Genomic DNA, 17199 nt, shown 5'->3' on the forward strand with positions numbered 1-17199 from the left:
AGCCGACAGTTTCCCGAGCAGCCCCGGTACTGTCACTTCTTTTTTCTGATGTGGGGCCATAGCCAGATTCAATAACGGTACTGTCCACCCCGGATGTCCGAAAGCACCTGCGCGGTGACCTGTACATAAGTGTCGGAGCCCGGCAGCCAAGCGTAGATCGGGTCATCGCCAGTTCTCTGCGGGTCAAAGCCTTCGTCCTTAAGACGGACCTTCTGATACTTGAATGTCCCGGTGGTCTCCATTTTCACTTTCAGCCGCAGAAACAGCGGCACCGCATAGGCCGGTATCTGTTGCCGGACGAACGCCAGCAATTCGCTGAAATCCAGGGTCGCGAGGGACTCGGCCGGCGTTATCGCCGCCATCCCGGCCCGGCCATTGGTGTTGGGGATTTCCACGCCATAGGCCACGGCTTCGGAAATTTGTGGATGCTTGAGCAGCGCGTTCTCGACTTCGGTGGTCGAGACGTTTTCTCCCTTCCAGCGATAAGTGTCGCCCAGACGATCGACAAATTGTGCGTGGCCGAAACCTATGTTGCGCAACAAGTCGCCGGTGTTGAAGTAACGGTCGCCCTTCACGAAGACATCGTGGCAGACGACTTTCTCGGTTTTCTGTGGGTCGGTGTACCCATCCAGCGGTGCCTTGTCGTCAATTTTCGCCAGCAACAATCCCTGCTCGCCCTTGCCGACCTTGCGCATGAAGCCATTGGCTTGGCGGGTCGGCGCACCACTGTCGTGGTCGTACGCCGCCAGCTCCCAGGACATCAGCGAAAAACCGACGGTGTTGTCGAAGTTCAGAATGTTGGTGAAACCGATATTGCCGTCGCTGGCGGCATACAGCTCGCAGATGTGCTTGACGCCAAAGCGCGTCTTGAACGCGCGCCACGCGCCAGGGCGCAAGCCATTGCCGATCATTCTAATCACGCCGTGGCGGTTGTCGTCGGCACTGGGCGGTTGGTCGACCAGATAACGACACAACTCGCCGACGTAGCCAATGGTCGTCGCGCGGTACTTGCGCACATCGCTCCAGAACTGACTCGCACTGAATTTTCGGCGGATGGCAAATCCCGATGCACCACTGATGGCCGAGCCCCAGCACACACACAAACCAGTGGCGTGATACAGCGGCAAGGGACAATAGACGATGTCCTGCGGGCGCATGTCCAGCGCGATCATGCCGAAGCTCACGGAACTGCGCATCCAGCGCCCGTGTTTGAACACCCCGGCCTTGGGCAACCCGGTGGTGCCGGAGGTATAGATATAGAAACAGGGGTCGTCGAAGAAAACCCGTGCGCTGCTGGTCGGATTGTCGCTGTCGGCGTCGACACTGGCAGTCATCAGATTGATGAAGCCCTCGGGAGCGATGCCTGGATGGTCGTAGGTGTCCTGATCGGCGACAAACCAGGTGCGCGTGCTCTCGATCTCTACCCGCTCACGCACCGCCAGAAACGCCGGGACCAGTTCCTCGCCGACCACGATCGCAACCGGCGCTACCAGATTCAGGCTATAGACGAGGGAATCTCGGGTCTGTGAAGTATTGAGCAAGGCACTGATGGCACCGACCTTGGCCACCGCCAGTATCGTCACCAAGAGTTCAGGGCGATTTTCGATGAATACTGCCACCACATCGCCCTTGCCGATGCCTTTTTCGATCAGGTGATGGGCAATCCGATTGGCCCAACGATTGACCTGTGCATAACTCAGTGAAACCTCGCCGTGCAGCAATGCCGGGCCGTCTGGGTTGCGCAGCGTCGCCTGTTCGAAACTCCAGCCCAGGCCACACGATTGGGTCGGGTCCTTGACGTTGGCAGCTTTCATACCCTTGACCACGCGCGGGATGGCTTTGGCAATAGAAGGCAGTTTGCGGAGCATCATGCCCCAGGTAATCGTGTCGCTTGGCGTGCGGCTCATGATGGCTCCCGTTCGCTCTTTTTATAGTCGGGCGGCGCTGATTGAAGCCCGAAAATACGTCAACGGTTCTTGAGCTGTACACGCGGTTTTTGAAATGTTTTGTATCTACGACAGTACCGTTGGAAATCGCGAGCACGGGCACGCACAAAGGTTCCATCGAATCGCCGACGACCACGCAAAATGCAGGATGCACGATGGCCATTCTTGCAAATTGCACGAATCCGAAAATCAATCAAAAAATTAAGTTATTGTTTTTAAAGGATATTTTACTAAATCAGGTACTGGCACAATCACTGCAACGTTCTGTGCACGCTTGCCATTCAAGTCATCACGGAGCTGAAAGACATGAACCTGATTCAGGAAAAGTTTGCATCCCTGTTCTCCAACTTCGAAGTGACCACGCAATCTCGCCCGGACGGCGGGATTCTGCTGACATTGCGAGGCGGCGAAGACAAAGTCTTCAAACGTTCGATTTCCTATCAGCAACTGCACAATGGCGATCAACTGTCGTGGGTCATCAGCGCGATTCGCCGCGACCTCGCCGAACAGGCCAGCGAACTGCCGCAAATTTCCATGCTGCAGAGCCAGCAGCGGTTTGCGTTGCCGACTTATCATTCGGCCTAGAAACAACGCAGCCCCTGTAGGAGCAGAGCTTGCTCGCGATGGTGTGTCAGTGACATCTTTTTGGCTGACACACCATCGCGAGCAAGCTCTGCTCCTACAGGGTATGGGGGTTTAAAAAGTAGAAGGATCGATCCGCGCAAAACTGTCCACGGTGACATGCCCCGCCAGCTCGCCACCCTCACGGGCCAGCCCGCAAGTCGCCATCCCCGCCGCGCGCGCCGCGTCCAGCTCTTCGACAATGTCCGACAGGAACAGAATCTGCGACGCACCAAGCCCCATCGCCTGAGTGATATTGGCGTATGACTGCGCTTCACGCTTGGGTCCCGACGTGGTGTCGAAGTAGCCACTGAACAGCGGCGTCAGGTCCCCAGCCTCCGAGCAGCCGAAGATCAGTTTCTGCGCCTGGATCGAACCCGAGGAATACACGAACAGTTGATAACCGTCCTGATGCCAGCGCTTGAGCGCTTCAACGGCATCCGGGTACACATGCCCCTTGAGTTGCCCGGCCTGATAGCCCTGTTCCCAGACCATCCCCTGCAGTGCCTTGAGTGGCGTGGCCTTGCGGTCTTCGGCGATCCAGCCCAGCAGAATGTCGATCACGCGCTCGACATCAGCATTGGGTTCGATGCTGTCCCGGCGCACGGCGCCCAGTTGTTCGGCGACGTCTGCGCGCGTGGCGTGTTCGCGCACGAAGGTCGGCAGATGCTTGGCGGCGTAGGGAAACAGCACGTCGAACACAAAACTCACCGCGCTGGTGGTGCCTTCGATGTCGGTGAGAATCGCTTTGATCGGCATCGACTCAATCCTCCAGACGCGGAAACTGGCTGGCGATGTCTTCGCCAGTGAAGTTGGCGACCCAGCCTTCCGGGTTGTTGAACAGGCGGATCGCCACGAAATGCGGATGCTCGCCCATGTCGAACCAGTGTTTGGTGCCGGCCGGCACCGAGATCAGGTCGTTTTTCTCGCAGAGCACGGCGTAGACGTAGTCATCGATGTGCAGGGTGAACAAACCACGACCGGCGACGAAAAAGCGGACTTCGTCTTCACCATGACGGTGTTCTTCGAGGAACTTGGCGCGCAGTTCGGCTTTTTGCGGGTGATCGCTGTTCAGGCTGATCACATCGACCGTGATGTAGCCACGCTCGGTCATCAGCTTGTCGATTTGCTCTTTATAAGCCGCGATGACTTCTTCCTGGCTGGCGCCAGGCTGGATCTTCGCGGCGGCTTGCCAGCGGTCGAAGCGCACGCCCTGCTCGGCCAAGGTCGATGCGATATCTTCGAAATGGGTCAGCACCTTGTTGGGCATCTCAGGGCTGGAGACGTGATAGACGGACAGGCTGCTCATGGGGCGATTCCTCGGTTTCGGCCGCGCCGTCCGGTTTGTGGACACCGGTCGGGCGCAGCGTTGCATCAGGCGATGGGCGACTTGTGGATAAGTCTGCCGTTAACGGTTCAACACGCTGCGGGTCTTCAACTCGCATTCGAACAAGAATTCAAAAGCCTCGATCTGCCGCAGTGCGTCGCTCATCTTCGCGCCCCAGGTGTAGAGGCCGTGGCCGCGAATCAGGTAGCCGACACAATCGGGATGGGCGTCGAGCCAAGGCTGCACCTTGGCGGCAAGCCGCGCAATGTCCTGGTCGTTGTCGAAAATTGGCACTCGCACCCGGGATTCGTGGGTCGACACGCCGCTGAAGGCTTTTTGCAGTTCGTAGTCTTCGAACTCGATGAAATCGCCCGGCGTCAGGCGCGACAGCACCGTGGCGTTTACTGAGTGCGTGTGCAGCACCGCGCCAATCTCCGGGCGCCAGCTATACAGCTGAGTGTGCAGCAGGGTTTCGGCGGACGGTTTCTTGCCCGGCTCCAGGCTGTTGCCCGCCAGGTCCGTGGCGAGCACATCGTCCAGGCCTAATTGCCCCTTGTGCTTGCCGGACACCGTCAGCAAGGCTTCGGTCGGCGACAATCGGGTCGAATAATTGCTGCTGGTGGCCGGCGACCAGCCGCGGCCATACAGAAAACGCCCGGCGTCGATGATTTCCTGGGCGAGGTGTTCACGGGTAAGGCTCATGGCCTGTCCTCTTGCATACGTGTGGCAATGATAACGGCAGCCGCGACGGCTGCGAGACTGGCAATACTAAAGGTCCATGCCGCGCCGAGGGCATTCCAGCTGTAGCCGGAATACAACGCGCCCAACGCACCGCCGGTGCCGGCCAGTGCGGCGTACAACGCCTGGCCCTGCCCTTGCTGGCGCGCACCGAAACTACGTTGCACGAAGGAAATGGCAGCGGCGTGAAAGCTGCCGAAGGTCGCTGCGTGCAGCACTTGCGCAAACAACAGCACCCAAAGGAACTCGGCCAGTGAACCGAGCAGCAACCAACGCAGCGCCGCCAGCAGAAAACTCGCCAGCAACACCCGGCGCAAGGAATAGCGCGCGAAGATCCTGCTCATGGCCATGAACATCAGCACCTCGGCCACCACGCCGACGGCCCAGAGCATGCCGATCACGCCACGGCTGTACCCCAGGCGCTCAAGGTGCAGGGTCAAAAACGTGTAATACGGCCCGTGACTCATCTGCATCAGCGCCACGCAACTGTAAAAAGCCAACACACCGGGGCTGCGCAACTGCTTGAGAAAGCCCTCCCCCGATGGTCGATTGCCCTGTGCCGGTTGAGCGTTCGGCACCCACAGGCTGCTCAGGACGATCCCGGCCATGATCAGCACCAATGCGGCCGGGTAAATATCCAGGCTCAGCCATTCGAACAGGCGACCGAGCGCGACCACAGTGATGATGAAACCGATCGAGCCCCACAGGCGAATCTGGCTGTAGCGCGAAGTCTGCCCCTGCAGATGCGCCAGGGTGATGACCTCGAACTGTGGCAACACTGCGTGCCAGAAGAACGCGTGCAAGGCCATGACCATCGCCAGCCAGGCGTAGGTCTTGCTGACGAAAATCAGCGAGAACGTCAGCAACGTGCAGACGGCACCAAAGCGCACGATGGCCAGGCGTCGACCGGTGTAGTCACCCAACCAGCCCCAGATGTTCGGCGCCACACAGCGCATCAACATGGGAATCGCGACCAGCTCGCCGATGCGTGCGGCGGAAAAACCCAGGTGATCGAAGTACAGCGCCAGAAACGGCGCTGTCGAACCGAGCAAGGCGAAATAGAACAGGTAGAAACTGGAGAGCCGCCAGTACGGCAGCGCCGCAGCCATCAGACTGCGGCGCTTTTCAAGTCAGCCATTCAGAGCTGGCCCAGCACCGGCGTGGTCACGCGCACATCGGCATTTTGCCCACGGTTGCGCAACAGGTGATCCATCAGCACGATCGCCATCATCGCTTCGGCAATCGGTGTGGCGCGAATGCCGACACATGGGTCGTGACGACCCTTGGTGATCACATCCACCGGATTGCCATGGATATCGATGGAGCGGCCCGGCGTGGTGATGCTCGACGTCGGTTTCAACGCCAGGTGCGCGACGATCGGCTGGCCGGACGAAATACCACCGAGAATGCCGCCCGCGTTGTTGCTGAGGAAACCTTCAGGGGTCATTTCATCGCGGTGCTCGGTACCGCGCTGGGCGACACAGGCGAAACCGGCGCCGATTTCCACACCTTTCACCGCGTTGATGCTCATCAATGCATGGGCCAGTTCAGCATCGAGGCGATCGAAGATCGGCTCGCCCAAGCCCGGCATCACGCCTTCGGCGACCACGGTGATCTTCGCACCAACCGAATCCTGATCCCGGCGCAACTGGTCCATATAGGCTTCCAACTCCGGCACTTTGTCCGGATCAGGACTGAAGAAAGCGTTCTGTTCCACCGAGTCCCAGGTCTTGAACGGGATTTCGATCGGGCCAAGCTGACTCATGTAGCCACGAATAACGATGCCCTGGGTGGCCAGGTATTTCTTTGCAATGGCACCAGCGGCCACGCGCATGGCGGTTTCGCGGGCCGAACTGCGGCCGCCGCCGCGGTAATCGCGCTCGCCATACTTGTGGTGATAGGTGTAGTCGGCGTGGGCCGGGCGGAACAGGTCCTTGATCGCCGAGTAGTCCTTGGACTTCTGGTCAGTGTTGCGGATCAACAGGCCGATGGCGCAACCGGTGGTGCGACCTTCGAACACGCCGGAGAGGATTTCGACTTCATCGGCTTCCTGGCGCTGGGTGGTGTGACGGCTGGTGCCGGGCTTGCGCCGATCCAGGTCGCGCTGCAGGTCTTCCAGCGAGATCTCGAGGCCCGGCGGGCAGCCATCGACAATGGCGACCAACGCCGGACCATGGCTTTCGCCAGCGGTGGTGACAGTGAACAGCTTGCCGTAGGTATTGCCGGACATGCAGGACGCTCCGTGAAATCGAACCCAAATACGTAATGGCCGCCAGTATACGCAGGCTACCCAAGTAGTTCATCCTCGAACCTTATGGGTGCCTGCGAGTCCAACCGGCATCCTGTGAATGATGGCGCGATGATGCTGCGAGTTTTGATCTTGACCCTTACCCTGATATCCGGCTTCGCCCAGGCGACTGTCCTGCAACGACCCATCACCCTGGACACCGGCACCGGCGAGCTTTTCGGTTCGCTATTGCTGCCAAAGTCCGACCAACCGGTACCGGTTGTCCTGATCATTTCCGGCTCCGGCCCTACGGATCGTGACGGAAACAACCCGGACGGAGGGCGCAATGACAGCCTCAAGCGCCTGGCCTGGGTCCTGGCCAAACACAACATTGCCAGCGTGCGTTTTGACAAACGTGGCGTGGCGGCGAGCCTGGCCGCTACCCCGGACGAACGCAACCTGACGGTGGAGGCCTATGTCGCCGACGCCGAGGCCTGGGGTCGCAAGCTCAAGGCCGATCCGCGCTTTGGCAAACTGATCTTGCTGGGCCACAGCGAAGGCGCATTGATCGCCAGCCTCGCAGCGCCAGGCGCCGATGCGGCGGCAGTGATATCCCTGTCCGGCAGCGCCCGGCCGGTCGATCAGGTATTGCGCCAGCAACTGGCTCGCAGCTTGCCGCCAGCGCTCATGTTGCGCAGCAACGAGCTGCTCGACAGCCTCAAGGCCGGAAAAACCGACGACAACGTACCGCCACCCTTGCAGGGGATTTTTCGCCCCAGCGTGCAGCCTTATCTGATTTCACTGTTTCGCCAGGACCCGGCGGCGGCCTTCGCCCGCTTGAAAATGCCGGCGCTGATCGTCCAGGGCAGCAACGATATCCAGGTCGGTGTCAACGATGCCCGCCTGCTCAAGGCGGCCAAGCCGGACGCCGAATTGGCGCTGATCGAAGGCATGAACCATGTCATGCGCATCGTGCCCAACGACGTCAAACGCCAGTTGGCGTCTTATAAAGACCCGAACTTGCCGCTGGCGGCAGAACTGGGTTCACGCATTCTCGGGTTTATTGACGAACTTCGCGCCAGTTAAGCCTCCAGTCCTGAAAAAAACGGCCGATAAGCCTTTGTCGCCAGCGCACTGGCTGGCGACAAGCAGAGCTTGGACAGGATCTCGCCGTTATGACCGATACCCCGACTTCACCCGACACCACCGCTGAAAAAGACGCACCGCCAGCGGTCGAGCTGCCATGGGCGGACGTGCGCGTCGAGCACCACAAGATGCTCCGCCTGGCGCCGCTTACGACCGATCGCAACACCGGCGCGCGGCCCTTGCGCTTTGTCGAATTCGGTTACGCCGAACGCAATGACAAACAGCGCAGCCTGATGCGCATGTCTATCTCCCTGCCCGGCCAGCGTGTGCGCAAGGAACAGAATCATCTGGACGTGTGGGTCGACCACAGTGAAAAACGCGTGCATTTCGGTCCGGACAGCGGCCTGCAGATCGAACCGATAAACCGCGGCATCGGTCGCTTCATGGCGGCGCAAGGCATCAATTGGGCGAAGAAGCGCTGGCCCGGCTACACCGTCGACGGCTTCGACTTGAACAACAAGGACGCCCTGAACGAAGACACGCGCCTGCGCCGCGATCACTTTTTGCGCGTTCACGGTTTCGATGTGGTTTACGCCGACGCCCAACACTTGAAGGGTCGTGTCGAAGAGGTTCAGGTCGGCGACCTGCTAGGTGACTGGAATACGGAAAAACTGCAAATCGTGGAAATTCTCGAAGCCGCGCAGATGCTCCAGCAGGCCGAGCAGAACCTGGCCGAGCAGGAAGTCAAACTCAAGAAGCACGAAGAAAAAGTCAGCAAGTACAAACGCGAAGACGCCGGGCTGCGGTTCACCATCACCTGTTTGGTGGCGTTTGCGGTGTTTCAGGCAGGGTTGTTGATCTGGATTGCGACACACCGGTAACGTTTCAAGACCGAGGCGCCGCCATTCGCGGGCAAGCCGCGCTCCCACAGGATTTGTGTCGTACCCAACGGATGCGACAACACAAACCTGTAGGAGCGAGGCTTGCCCGCGAATGTTTTAAAGGTCAGACGCGAGAAGCGAAGAGTGCCTGGTGATCCCGGCACTGTTCGGCCGTCAGCATGAACACGCCATGCCCGCCACGTTCGAATTCCAGCCAGGCGAAGTCGACTTCCGGGTACAACGCCTCGACGTGCACCTGGCTGTTGCCCACCTCGACAATCAGCAAACCCTTCTCGGTCAGGTGATCCGCCGCTTCAGCGAGCATGCGTCGCACCAGGTTCAAACCATCGTCACCGCAGGCCAGGCCCAGCTCCGGTTCATGCTGGTATTCGTCCGGCATGTCAGCGAAATCTTCAGCATCAACGTAGGGCGGGTTCGAGACGATCAGGTCAAAACGCTGCCCTGGCAGGCCATCGAAACCATCGCCCTGTACCGTGTACACCCGCTCATCGACGCCATGGCGCTCAATGTTTTGATTAGCCACTTCCAGCGCTTCGAACGACAAATCGGCCAGCACCACCTCGGCGTTCTGGAACTCGTAGGCGCAGGCGATACCGATGCAGCCCGAACCGGTGCACAGGTCGAGAATTCGTGCCGGCTCGGTACCCAGCCATGGGGTAAAACGGTTTTCGATCAACTCGCCAATCGGCGAACGCGGAATCAACACGCGCTCATCGACGATGAACGACATGCCGCAGAACCAGGCTTCGCCCAACAGGTAAGCCGTGGGCACGCGCTCTTCGATGCGGCGCTTGAGCAATAGCTGCAGGTGGACAATTTCGTCTTCCTCCAGATTGCAGTCGAGGTAGCTGTCGGAGATTTCCCAAGGCAGATGCAACGCACCCAACACCAGTTGACGGGCTTCGTCCCAGGCATTGTCGGTGCCATGGCCGAAAAACAGATCCTCCCCATGGAAGCGGCTGACGGCCCAACGGATATGGTCACGCAGGGTACGAAGGCGGGAAGTGATCACGACGGCAAACTCCAGAAAAATCGACGGGCGATTCTACCAGCCAAACGTCGCCACGACGACGCACGAAAAACACGGGGGCAGATGTAGGACTATTCTCTTTTTCTAGCTCGGGATTGAACAAAACGGACCACTTGACAACGCTGCACGCCAGTAACGACGGTGCCTACGATGGTAGCGATTCACAGAAGCGCTCAGCCAGAGGACAATGTCGCAAAAGCCCCACTCCAAGGAGCCCCAGAATGTCCGTTCCACAAACGATGTTTCAACTCAGCGGCCGCGGTTATCCAGCCGCCAAACTGAGTCATGCGACCCTCATCATTATCGATGCCCAGAAAGAATACCTCAGCGGTCCCCTGGCCCTGAGCGGCATGGATGCGGCTGTCGCGAACATCAAGAAATTGGTCACCGCGGCCCGTGCGGCCGGCCGGCCGATCGTGCATGTCAGCCACCTCGGCACCGTCGGCGGTCTGTTTGATCCACGCGGCGAGCGCGGCCAGTTCATTCCAGGGCTGGAGCCGCTGGCCGGTGAAATCAAGATCGAGAAGATCCTGCCAAGCGCATTTCACGGCACGGACCTGAAAAAACGCCTGGAGGACCTGGGATCGGTGGACCTGGTGGTTTGCGGCTTCATGAGCCATTCCAGTGTCAGCACCACGGTACGCGCGGCGAAAAACCTCGGTTTCCGTTGCACCTTGGTGGAAGACGCCTGCGCCACCCGCGATCTGCCATACAAGGGCGGTGTCCTGAGCGCCGAGCATGTGCAGCAGACCGAAATGGCGATCATGGCGGACAACTTTGCCGCCGTCGCCCTGACCAACGTGCTGGTCTGATCAACGATTAATGAGCGGCCTATAGCGCCGCTCATCCGCAAAAGCCTCGCGATAGCTGCAATTGTCTTAGCCTCAGGAACATCCCGGTCAACTTCCGGTCGAAGGGCCGATACCCATTGAGGAAGGTCGGAATGAAGTTATCCGATGGTTTTGACGCTCGCCGCTTGCGGCCCAAAGGCCAACGCAACTGGCGTTTTCGAATCGGCGCAGCGTTCGCTGCGTTGTTGGCAACGTGCGGTGTTTTGCTCGCCATGGCCGGAGTTGCCGGCCTGCTTGGCCACGCGCCTGCTTTGGGCGAGATGAATACCAACCGCGCCGGTGCAGCAGTGATTCTGGCGATTGGCCTGTTCGTGCTGTACCTCGGCGTATGGTTATGGCGCCGCTGCCGGCGTCGCTCGCGTCAATCGGCGGAGCTAGCCATGTCCCCGCATTTGATGAAAAAACACGACTGAGCCCAAAGTCGCAGCCGAACGCTGTGCACTTTGTTACGCGCCCATTCGCCTCGAGTTGGGTAAACTGGCCGCCCTTCGCGGAGGCTGACATGCAAGACGACGATTTTTCCCTTTTCAAAAACGCGATCCAAGGCGTCAAGCCGATCAAGCACGATCGCGCCGAAACCGGCAAACCCAAAGCCGACCGCGCACAGATCGCCAAGCTGCGGCAGGCCGCCACCGTGCGCACCGAGACCACCACCGTCGACGGACTGTCTGATCAGTTCGTCATCGATGTCGGCCCTGAAGACGAACTGATGTGGGCCCGTGACGGCGTGCAGGAAAGCCAGATGCGCAAGCTCAAGATCGGACAGATTCCGTTCGAGGGCAGCCTCGACCTGCATGGCATGACCGTGGAAAAGGCCCGGGAAACGCTTTGGGCGTTTCTGGCCGAAGCGACCAAATTCGAAATCCGCTGCGTGCGCGTCACCCATGGCAAGGCGGTGCGCCTGGACGGCAAGCGGCCGATGATCAAAAGTCACGTCAACACATGGCTGCGCCAGCATCCCCAGGTGCTTGGCTTCACCTCCTGCCAGGCAAAACATGGCGGGGCCGGAGCGGTTTATGTGATGCTCAAACGCACCATGATGGAAGGTCGCGACGAGTAAAGCTGATGCGTCACGCTTGCAGCGCCGTGTCCGCCACCGTACCCTTGTTCTTTGCGTAAAATCCCACAGGTAGTTTCATGTCCCTGGAACAGAATTACACCGCGATCCTCGGCCAATTGGGCGAGGACGTGTCCCGCGAAGGCCTGCTCGACACGCCAAAACGTGCCGCCAAAGCCATGCAGTACCTCTGCCGCGGCTATGAACAGACTCTCGAAGAAGTCACCAACGGTGCCTTGTTCAGCTCCGACAACAGCGAAATGGTACTGGTCAAGGACATCGAGCTGTACTCGTTGTGCGAACACCACCTGCTACCGTTCATCGGCAAGGCCCACGTCGCTTACATCCCGAGCGGCAAAGTGCTGGGCCTGTCGAAAGTCGCGCGGATCGTCGATATGTACGCCCGCCGCCTGCAGATCCAGGAAAACCTCAGCCGCCAGATCGCCGATGCGGTCCAGCAAGTCACCGGCGCCCTGGGCGTTGCAGTGGTGATCGAGGCCAAGCACATGTGCATGATGATGCGCGGTGTGGAAAAGCAGAATTCGTCGATGATCACTTCGGTGATGCTCGGTGAGTTCCGTGAGAACGCCGCGACCCGCAGCGAATTCCTCAGCCTCATCAAGTAATTTGCTGCACAAAGAAAAACCGGCATTCATCGCCGGTTTTTTTTCGTCTGCGAAAAATCAGGTAAGCTGCGCGCCTTTCTTCATTCGCCCCGTGAGGCTTACAACGTGTTCGTCAAAGCGCTTCGTGTCGGCCTCGGCCAACTGATCATTTTCATCGACTTTCTCACTCGCCCTGGCAAGAAGCAGCGCCCCGCCGCCGCTCAAGCCCAGGTCGAAGCCGCCGCCAAGGGCCTGACCCTTTATCAATTCCACGCTTGCCCGTTCTGCGTGAAGACCCGCCGTACCCTGCGCCGCCTGAACGTGCCGGTGGCCTTGCGTGATGCGAAGAACAACGAGCAGGATCGCCAGGCCCTGCTGGAGCAAGGCGGCAAGATCAAGGTGCCTTGCCTGCGTATCGAAGAAGGTGGAAAGACCACCTGGATGTATGAGTCCAAGGTGATCATTGATTATCTGGATAAGCGCTTTGCAGCGGTCTGATGGTTTTGTGGTGTGATTGATGGCCTCATCGCGGGCAAGCCTCGCTCCTACAGGGACACGTGATCTTTTGTAGGAGCGAGGCTTGCCCGCGATGAGGCCAGCACAAACACCGAAAACTCCAAGACAAAAATAAACCGGCCCTTGAGCCGGTTTATTCGTTTCTACCCTGCCCTCACGCCGCTTTCGCCGCCTGAGCCTGCCGCACAACAGCCGCCAATCGCCCAAGCCCTTCATCCAGCCGCGCCGGGTCGATGTGGCTGAAGTTCAACCGCAAATGCCCATGATGGTTATCCGGCTCGGGAAAGAACGGCTCCCCCGGCATAAACGCCACATCGTTGGCCAACGCCCCGTTCAGCAAGGTTCGGGTGTCCAGCGGATGCTTGAGCGTCAACCAAAAAAACAGCCCGCCCTGTGGCATGTCCCAATCCGCCAGGTCGGAAAAGTGCTTTTCCAGCGCAGCCTGAAACGCATCGCGACGTTCCCGGTAAAAATCACGCAACTCACTCAGATGCTGCTGATAGGACGCGCTGCCGATCCATTGCAATGCTTGCCACTGACCGACCCGATTGGTGTGCAGATCCGCCGACTGCTTGAGTTTTAGCAGGTGCGGAAACAGATCCGGGCTGGCGATCAGGTAACCCACGCGCAACCCCGGCATCAGGGTTTTCGAGACCGTACCGGTGTAGATCCAGCTGGATTTTTTCAGGCGCCCGGCAATGGGTCTGGCGCTGCCGCCATCGAAAGTCAGTTCGCGATAGGGCTCATCTTCGATCAAGGTCACGCCAAACTCATCGAGCAAAGCCGCAACGGCCTCGCGCTTGGCCTCGCTATAACGTACGGCCGACGGATTCTGGAAAGTCGGGATCAAGTAGATGAACGCTGGGCGGTGTTGCTCCAGGCGCAAGCGCAATTGCGTCAGGTTCGGTCCATCCGCCTCCAGCGGTACGGTGAGGCAATCGGCACCGAACAGCTGGAAAATCTGCAACGCCGCCAGATAGGTCGGGGCCTCGAGGACGATTTCGGTGCCTTTGTCGATGTAGAGCTTGGCCGCCAGATCGAGGGTTTGCTGGGAACCGCTGACCACCAGCACCTGACTCGCCTCACATGGCAAGCCCAAGGCCCGCGCCTCGGCCGCCAGAACTTCACGCAACGCCGGCTCGCCTTCGCTCATGCCGTATTGGCCCATGGACACCGGCATGTCGGCCCACTCGACCTTGGGCAACATGGCTTCGGCCGGTAAGCCACCGGCGAACGACATCACTTGCGGGCGCTGGGCAGCGGCGAGGATTTCACGGATCAGAGAACTTTTAAGGCGTGAGACACGTTCGGAAAAAGCCATGGGATCACCGGTAGCGAGGCCAAAGGAAAATGAGTCAAACTTGTTGACCAAAATTACGACAGCCCAAGCGGATACGTCAACATGCTTGACCTTAAAAGCCCGATTTCCCAACAACAGGCCATGGAAGCTTTTTTCTTCGGTTACCAGGCCTTCACCGCCAAAGCCGATGAAATGCTCGAGCGTCGTGGCCTGAGCCGAGTGCATCAACGCATCGTGTTTTTCATCGCCCGTTATCCGAGCCTCAGCGTCAAGGAGCTGCTCGAACTGCTTGGCGTCAGCAAGCAGGCGCTGAACATGCCATTGCGGCAGTTGGTGGAAATGCATCTGGTGAACAGCGTCGCGTCCGAGACCGACAAACGTAAACGGCTGCTGGAACTGACCGATGACGGTGCACGATTTGAACAGGCACTGCGCCGTGAGCAGGTGAAATTGCTGGAGCGGGTGTTTGCCGAAGCCGGGGAGGCGGCGGTGAATGGGTGGTTGGCAGTGAATCTGGCCCTTGGTGAGAACCAGCAAAAGATGTGATTTCTCCAGACCGCTTTCGCGGGCAAGCCTCGCGCCTACAGGTTAAGCGCATATCCGTAGGAGCGAGGCTTGCTCGCGAAGACGTCCGAACAGACGATATATCCCTATTTCCAGAATTTTCGTCGACAAAATCAAAAACATTATTTGCTTTCTTTGTATACAAAAGCATAATCCACTTCGTGCGAGTTCCTGACCAACAAGTCAACAAATTCGCAAGTGCCTCAAAGGGCTGCTGCCACCCCCTCGGGTCCGGCCCTGGAAATAAAAATAAAACTCTTGAGGAGTACTCGCTGTGGAAAGCCGCAAATCCGAAGCATCGACGCTGGATCTCTCGCCGCCTTTACGCACTGGCTGGCTGGAGCGCATCTTTAAACTCAGCTTGCATGGCACCACGGTGAAGACCGAGCTGATTGCCGGTCTGACAACCTTCATCACCATGGCCTACATCATCTTCGTCAACCCCAACATCATGGCGGACGCCGGGATCGACCATGGCGCGGCGTTCGTCGCCACCTGTATCGCCGCTGCACTGGGTTGCCTGTTGATGGGCCTGTACGCCAACTGGCCAGTCGGCCTGGCGCCAGGCATGGGCTTGAACGCGTTCTTCACCTACACCGTGGTCGGCACCATGGGCTACAACTGGGAAACGGCGCTGGGTGCGGTATTCGTGTCCGGTGTGCTGTTCATGATCCTGACTTTTTCCAGGATCCGTGAATGGCTGCTCAACAGTATTCCGGTCAGTTTGCGCTTTGCCATGGGCGCCGGCGTGGGTCTGTTCCTGGGGCTGATCGGCTTGAAAACCGCTGGCATCGTCGTCGACAGCCCGGCAACCCTGATCAAACTCGGTTCCCTGCGCGAGCCAGGCCCACTGCTGGCCGCCGTCTGCTTCCTGATGATCGCGATCCTCAGCTACCACAAGGTATTCGGCGCAATCCTCATCAGCATCATTACCGTAACCCTGGCCGGCTGGGGTCTGGGCTTGGTGCACTACGAGGGCATCATGTCCGCCCCGCCGAGCCTGGCTCCGACCTGGATGGCCATGAATGTTGCCGGCGTGTTCAACGTCAGCATGATCAGCGTGGTGCTGGCGTTCCTGTTCGTGCACATGTTCGACACCGCCGGCACCTTGATGGGCGTTGCCCAGCGCGCCAATCTGGTGGGCGCTGACGGCCGGATCGAAAACCTTTCCCGCGCCATGAAAGCCGACAGTGCATCCAGCGTATTTGGCGCCGTGGTCGGTGTTCCTCCCGTCACCAGCTACGTGGAAAGTGCCGCGGGTGTCGCGGCGGGTGGTCGGACGGGTCTTACCGCCGTGACCGTAGGTGTGCTCTTCGTTGCAGCCATGTTCTTCGCCCCGCTGGCCGGGATGATCCCTGCTTATGCCACCGCCGGCGCGCTGATTTATGTGGCGATGCTGATGATGGGCGGCATGGCGCACATTGAATGGGACGAAGCGACCGACAGCATTCCGGCAATCGTCACCGCGATCATGATGCCCCTGACCTTTTCGGTAGCCGACGGTATTGCGCTGGGCTTCATCACCTACGTGGCGTTGAAGGCCGGCACCGGCAAGTACAAGGAAATTTCCGTGAGCCTGTGGGTGCTCTGCGCGATCTTCATCGCCAAGTTCATCTTCTTGTAATCGCGGTACACGTTCGGAAACAGCCTCACCCCGTCGGGTGGGGCTTTTGTGCAAATGGAGGAAAGTGATGAGTCTGGAAACCTGGCTGCTGTTCAGCGGCGCTGCACTGGTGGTAATCCTGATCCCGGGACCACTGTCGTTGTTGATGATCAGCAACAGTCTGAATTACGGTCTGCGCCGTTCCTATCCGGCGTTTCTCGGTGGCGTGACAGCCTCGATTTGCCTGTTGAGCGCTTCGGCGCTGGGCCTTGGCGCATTGCTGCTGGCATCGGAGCAGTTGTTCAGCGCCTTGAAAATCGTCGGTGCGCTGTACCTGTTCTACCTCGCCTGGCAGAGCTGGCAGCAATCGCGCCAGCCATCCCACGGGGCTGAAGTGCCTCAGGCTGCGCCAGCACCACGCTTTCGCGCATTGTTTGGGCGAGCGTTCATGCTGGGTGCCAGCAATCCGAAGGACATCTTGTTCTTCGCCGCATTCCTGCCCCAATTCCTGAGCGCCGAACAACCGTTCCTGGCGCAGTTGCTGGTGATGATTGCGACCTGGACCGTATTGGATTTGCTGTGCAAGGTCGCTTACGGACTCGGTGCGCACGGTGCGGCCCGGTACCTGCGCTCGGGTAAAGGCCAGAGTTGGTTCAACCGGATCAGTGCCGGTTTATTCAGTGGCGCAGGTGCTGCCTCTCTGTTGAGCGGCCACTAATACCTTTCCCCGCTCGCCCATCCCGGCACAGTGATGCCGCGGATGGGCAATCGCACACTTCGCGTGATAGAGCGCCGGACGCAACGTCATCGGCAGACACACACGCTC

At 59.2% G+C, this 17199-nt stretch carries 19 protein-coding genes; 11 read left to right on the forward strand and 8 right to left on the reverse strand.

Annotation, left to right across the window (positions count from 1 at the left end):
- Positions 1 to 68: 68 nt before the first annotated feature.
- Entirely contained in the window at positions 69 to 1907 is a 1839-nt protein-coding gene (locus ABTV22_RS21350) for a long-chain-acyl-CoA synthetase (RefSeq protein ID WP_433736459.1), read from the reverse strand.
- Positions 1908 to 2252: 345 nt separating this feature from the next.
- Here ABTV22_RS21350 and ABTV22_RS21355 point away from each other — a divergent pair, with 345 nt between their 5' ends.
- A complete protein-coding gene (locus ABTV22_RS21355) occupies positions 2253 to 2531 on the forward strand; it encodes a DUF3509 domain-containing protein (protein WP_433736460.1) in 279 nt (92 codons plus the stop codon).
- Positions 2532 to 2642: 111 nt separating this feature from the next.
- On the opposite strand, the gene mtnC is transcribed toward ABTV22_RS21355, so the two are convergent.
- From mtnC to aroC, 5 genes are all read right to left on the reverse strand, one after another.
- Positions 2643 to 3326: an acireductone synthase gene (mtnC, locus tag ABTV22_RS21360; RefSeq protein ID WP_433736461.1), complete on the reverse strand. Its 684-nt coding sequence runs from the start codon at positions 3324 to 3326 to the stop codon at positions 2643 to 2645.
- 4 nt (positions 3327 to 3330) lie between these two features.
- Positions 3331 to 3876 carry a 1,2-dihydroxy-3-keto-5-methylthiopentene dioxygenase gene (locus tag ABTV22_RS21365; protein WP_433736462.1) on the reverse strand — a complete coding sequence of 182 codons (546 nt, stop codon included), beginning with the start codon at positions 3874 to 3876 and terminating at the stop codon, positions 3331 to 3333.
- A 99-nt stretch (positions 3877 to 3975) separates the two neighbouring features.
- A complete protein-coding gene (locus tag ABTV22_RS21370; protein WP_433736463.1) occupies positions 3976 to 4596 on the reverse strand; it encodes a methylthioribulose 1-phosphate dehydratase in 621 nt (206 codons plus the stop codon).
- Complete coding sequence (locus tag ABTV22_RS21375) at positions 4593 to 5741, reverse strand: MFS transporter (RefSeq protein WP_433736464.1); 1149 nt, start codon at positions 5739 to 5741, stop codon at positions 4593 to 4595. Before ABTV22_RS21375 ends, ABTV22_RS21370 begins: the two co-directional genes overlap by 4 nt.
- Positions 5742 to 5770: 29 nt before the next feature.
- Positions 5771 to 6862 carry a chorismate synthase gene (aroC, locus tag ABTV22_RS21380; protein ID WP_433736465.1) on the reverse strand — a complete coding sequence of 364 codons (1092 nt, stop codon included), beginning with the start codon at positions 6860 to 6862 and terminating at the stop codon, positions 5771 to 5773.
- Positions 6863 to 6946: 84 nt separating this feature from the next.
- On the opposite strand from aroC, the gene ABTV22_RS21385 reads away from it, so the two are divergent.
- Both ABTV22_RS21385 and ABTV22_RS21390 read left to right on the forward strand, forming a co-directional pair.
- Entirely contained in the window at positions 6947 to 7945 is a 999-nt protein-coding gene (locus ABTV22_RS21385; protein WP_433736466.1) for an alpha/beta hydrolase, read from the forward strand.
- Between the two features lie 89 nt (positions 7946 to 8034).
- Entirely contained in the window at positions 8035 to 8826 is a 792-nt protein-coding gene (locus tag ABTV22_RS21390; RefSeq protein WP_433736467.1) for a hypothetical protein, read from the forward strand.
- A 124-nt stretch (positions 8827 to 8950) separates the two neighbouring features.
- Here ABTV22_RS21390 and prmB read toward each other — a convergent pair whose 3' ends face one another.
- A complete protein-coding gene (prmB, locus tag ABTV22_RS21395; RefSeq protein ID WP_433736468.1) occupies positions 8951 to 9859 on the reverse strand; it encodes a 50S ribosomal protein L3 N(5)-glutamine methyltransferase in 909 nt (302 codons plus the stop codon).
- A gap of 239 nt (positions 9860 to 10098) precedes the next feature.
- Here prmB and ABTV22_RS21400 point away from each other — a divergent pair, with 239 nt between their 5' ends.
- The 5 genes from ABTV22_RS21400 to ABTV22_RS21420 all read left to right on the forward strand — a co-directional run bounded on the left by ABTV22_RS21400 (position 10099) and on the right by ABTV22_RS21420 (position 12888).
- A complete protein-coding gene (locus ABTV22_RS21400) occupies positions 10099 to 10689 on the forward strand; it encodes a cysteine hydrolase family protein (RefSeq protein ID WP_433736469.1) in 591 nt (196 codons plus the stop codon).
- 131 nt (positions 10690 to 10820) lie between these two features.
- Entirely contained in the window at positions 10821 to 11141 is a 321-nt protein-coding gene (locus ABTV22_RS21405) for a hypothetical protein (RefSeq protein ID WP_433736470.1), read from the forward strand.
- Positions 11142 to 11230: 89 nt separating this feature from the next.
- Positions 11231 to 11788, forward strand: coding sequence for a Smr/MutS family protein (locus ABTV22_RS21410; protein WP_433736471.1), 558 nt, complete (start codon positions 11231 to 11233; stop codon positions 11786 to 11788).
- Positions 11789 to 11865: 77 nt separating this feature from the next.
- Entirely contained in the window at positions 11866 to 12411 is a 546-nt protein-coding gene (gene folE / locus ABTV22_RS21415; RefSeq protein ID WP_003204506.1) for a GTP cyclohydrolase I FolE, read from the forward strand.
- Between the two features lie 105 nt (positions 12412 to 12516).
- A complete protein-coding gene (locus ABTV22_RS21420; protein WP_433736472.1) occupies positions 12517 to 12888 on the forward strand; it encodes a glutathione S-transferase N-terminal domain-containing protein in 372 nt (123 codons plus the stop codon).
- Between the two features lie 172 nt (positions 12889 to 13060).
- On the opposite strand, the gene ABTV22_RS21425 is transcribed toward ABTV22_RS21420, so the two are convergent.
- Positions 13061 to 14227 carry a PLP-dependent aminotransferase family protein gene (locus tag ABTV22_RS21425; protein ID WP_433736473.1) on the reverse strand — a complete coding sequence of 389 codons (1167 nt, stop codon included), beginning with the start codon at positions 14225 to 14227 and terminating at the stop codon, positions 13061 to 13063.
- Between the two features lie 81 nt (positions 14228 to 14308).
- On the opposite strand from ABTV22_RS21425, the gene ABTV22_RS21430 reads away from it, so the two are divergent.
- From ABTV22_RS21430 to ABTV22_RS21440, 3 genes are all read left to right on the forward strand, one after another.
- Positions 14309 to 14752 (forward strand): MarR family winged helix-turn-helix transcriptional regulator, encoded by a 444-nt coding sequence (locus tag ABTV22_RS21430; RefSeq protein WP_433736474.1) that lies wholly within the window; start codon positions 14309 to 14311, stop codon positions 14750 to 14752.
- A gap of 292 nt (positions 14753 to 15044) precedes the next feature.
- Positions 15045 to 16394: an NCS2 family permease gene (locus ABTV22_RS21435; RefSeq protein ID WP_433736475.1), complete on the forward strand. Its 1350-nt coding sequence runs from the start codon at positions 15045 to 15047 to the stop codon at positions 16392 to 16394.
- Positions 16395 to 16461: 67 nt separating this feature from the next.
- Positions 16462 to 17091: a LysE family translocator gene (locus tag ABTV22_RS21440; protein WP_433736476.1), complete on the forward strand. Its 630-nt coding sequence runs from the start codon at positions 16462 to 16464 to the stop codon at positions 17089 to 17091.
- The last annotated feature ends 108 nt before the right edge of the window (positions 17092 to 17199 follow it).

The sequence above is a fragment of the Pseudomonas putida genome (assembly GCF_050990305.1).
In the GTDB taxonomy this organism is placed as follows: Bacteria; Pseudomonadota; Gammaproteobacteria; order Pseudomonadales; family Pseudomonadaceae; genus Aquipseudomonas; species Aquipseudomonas putida_AH.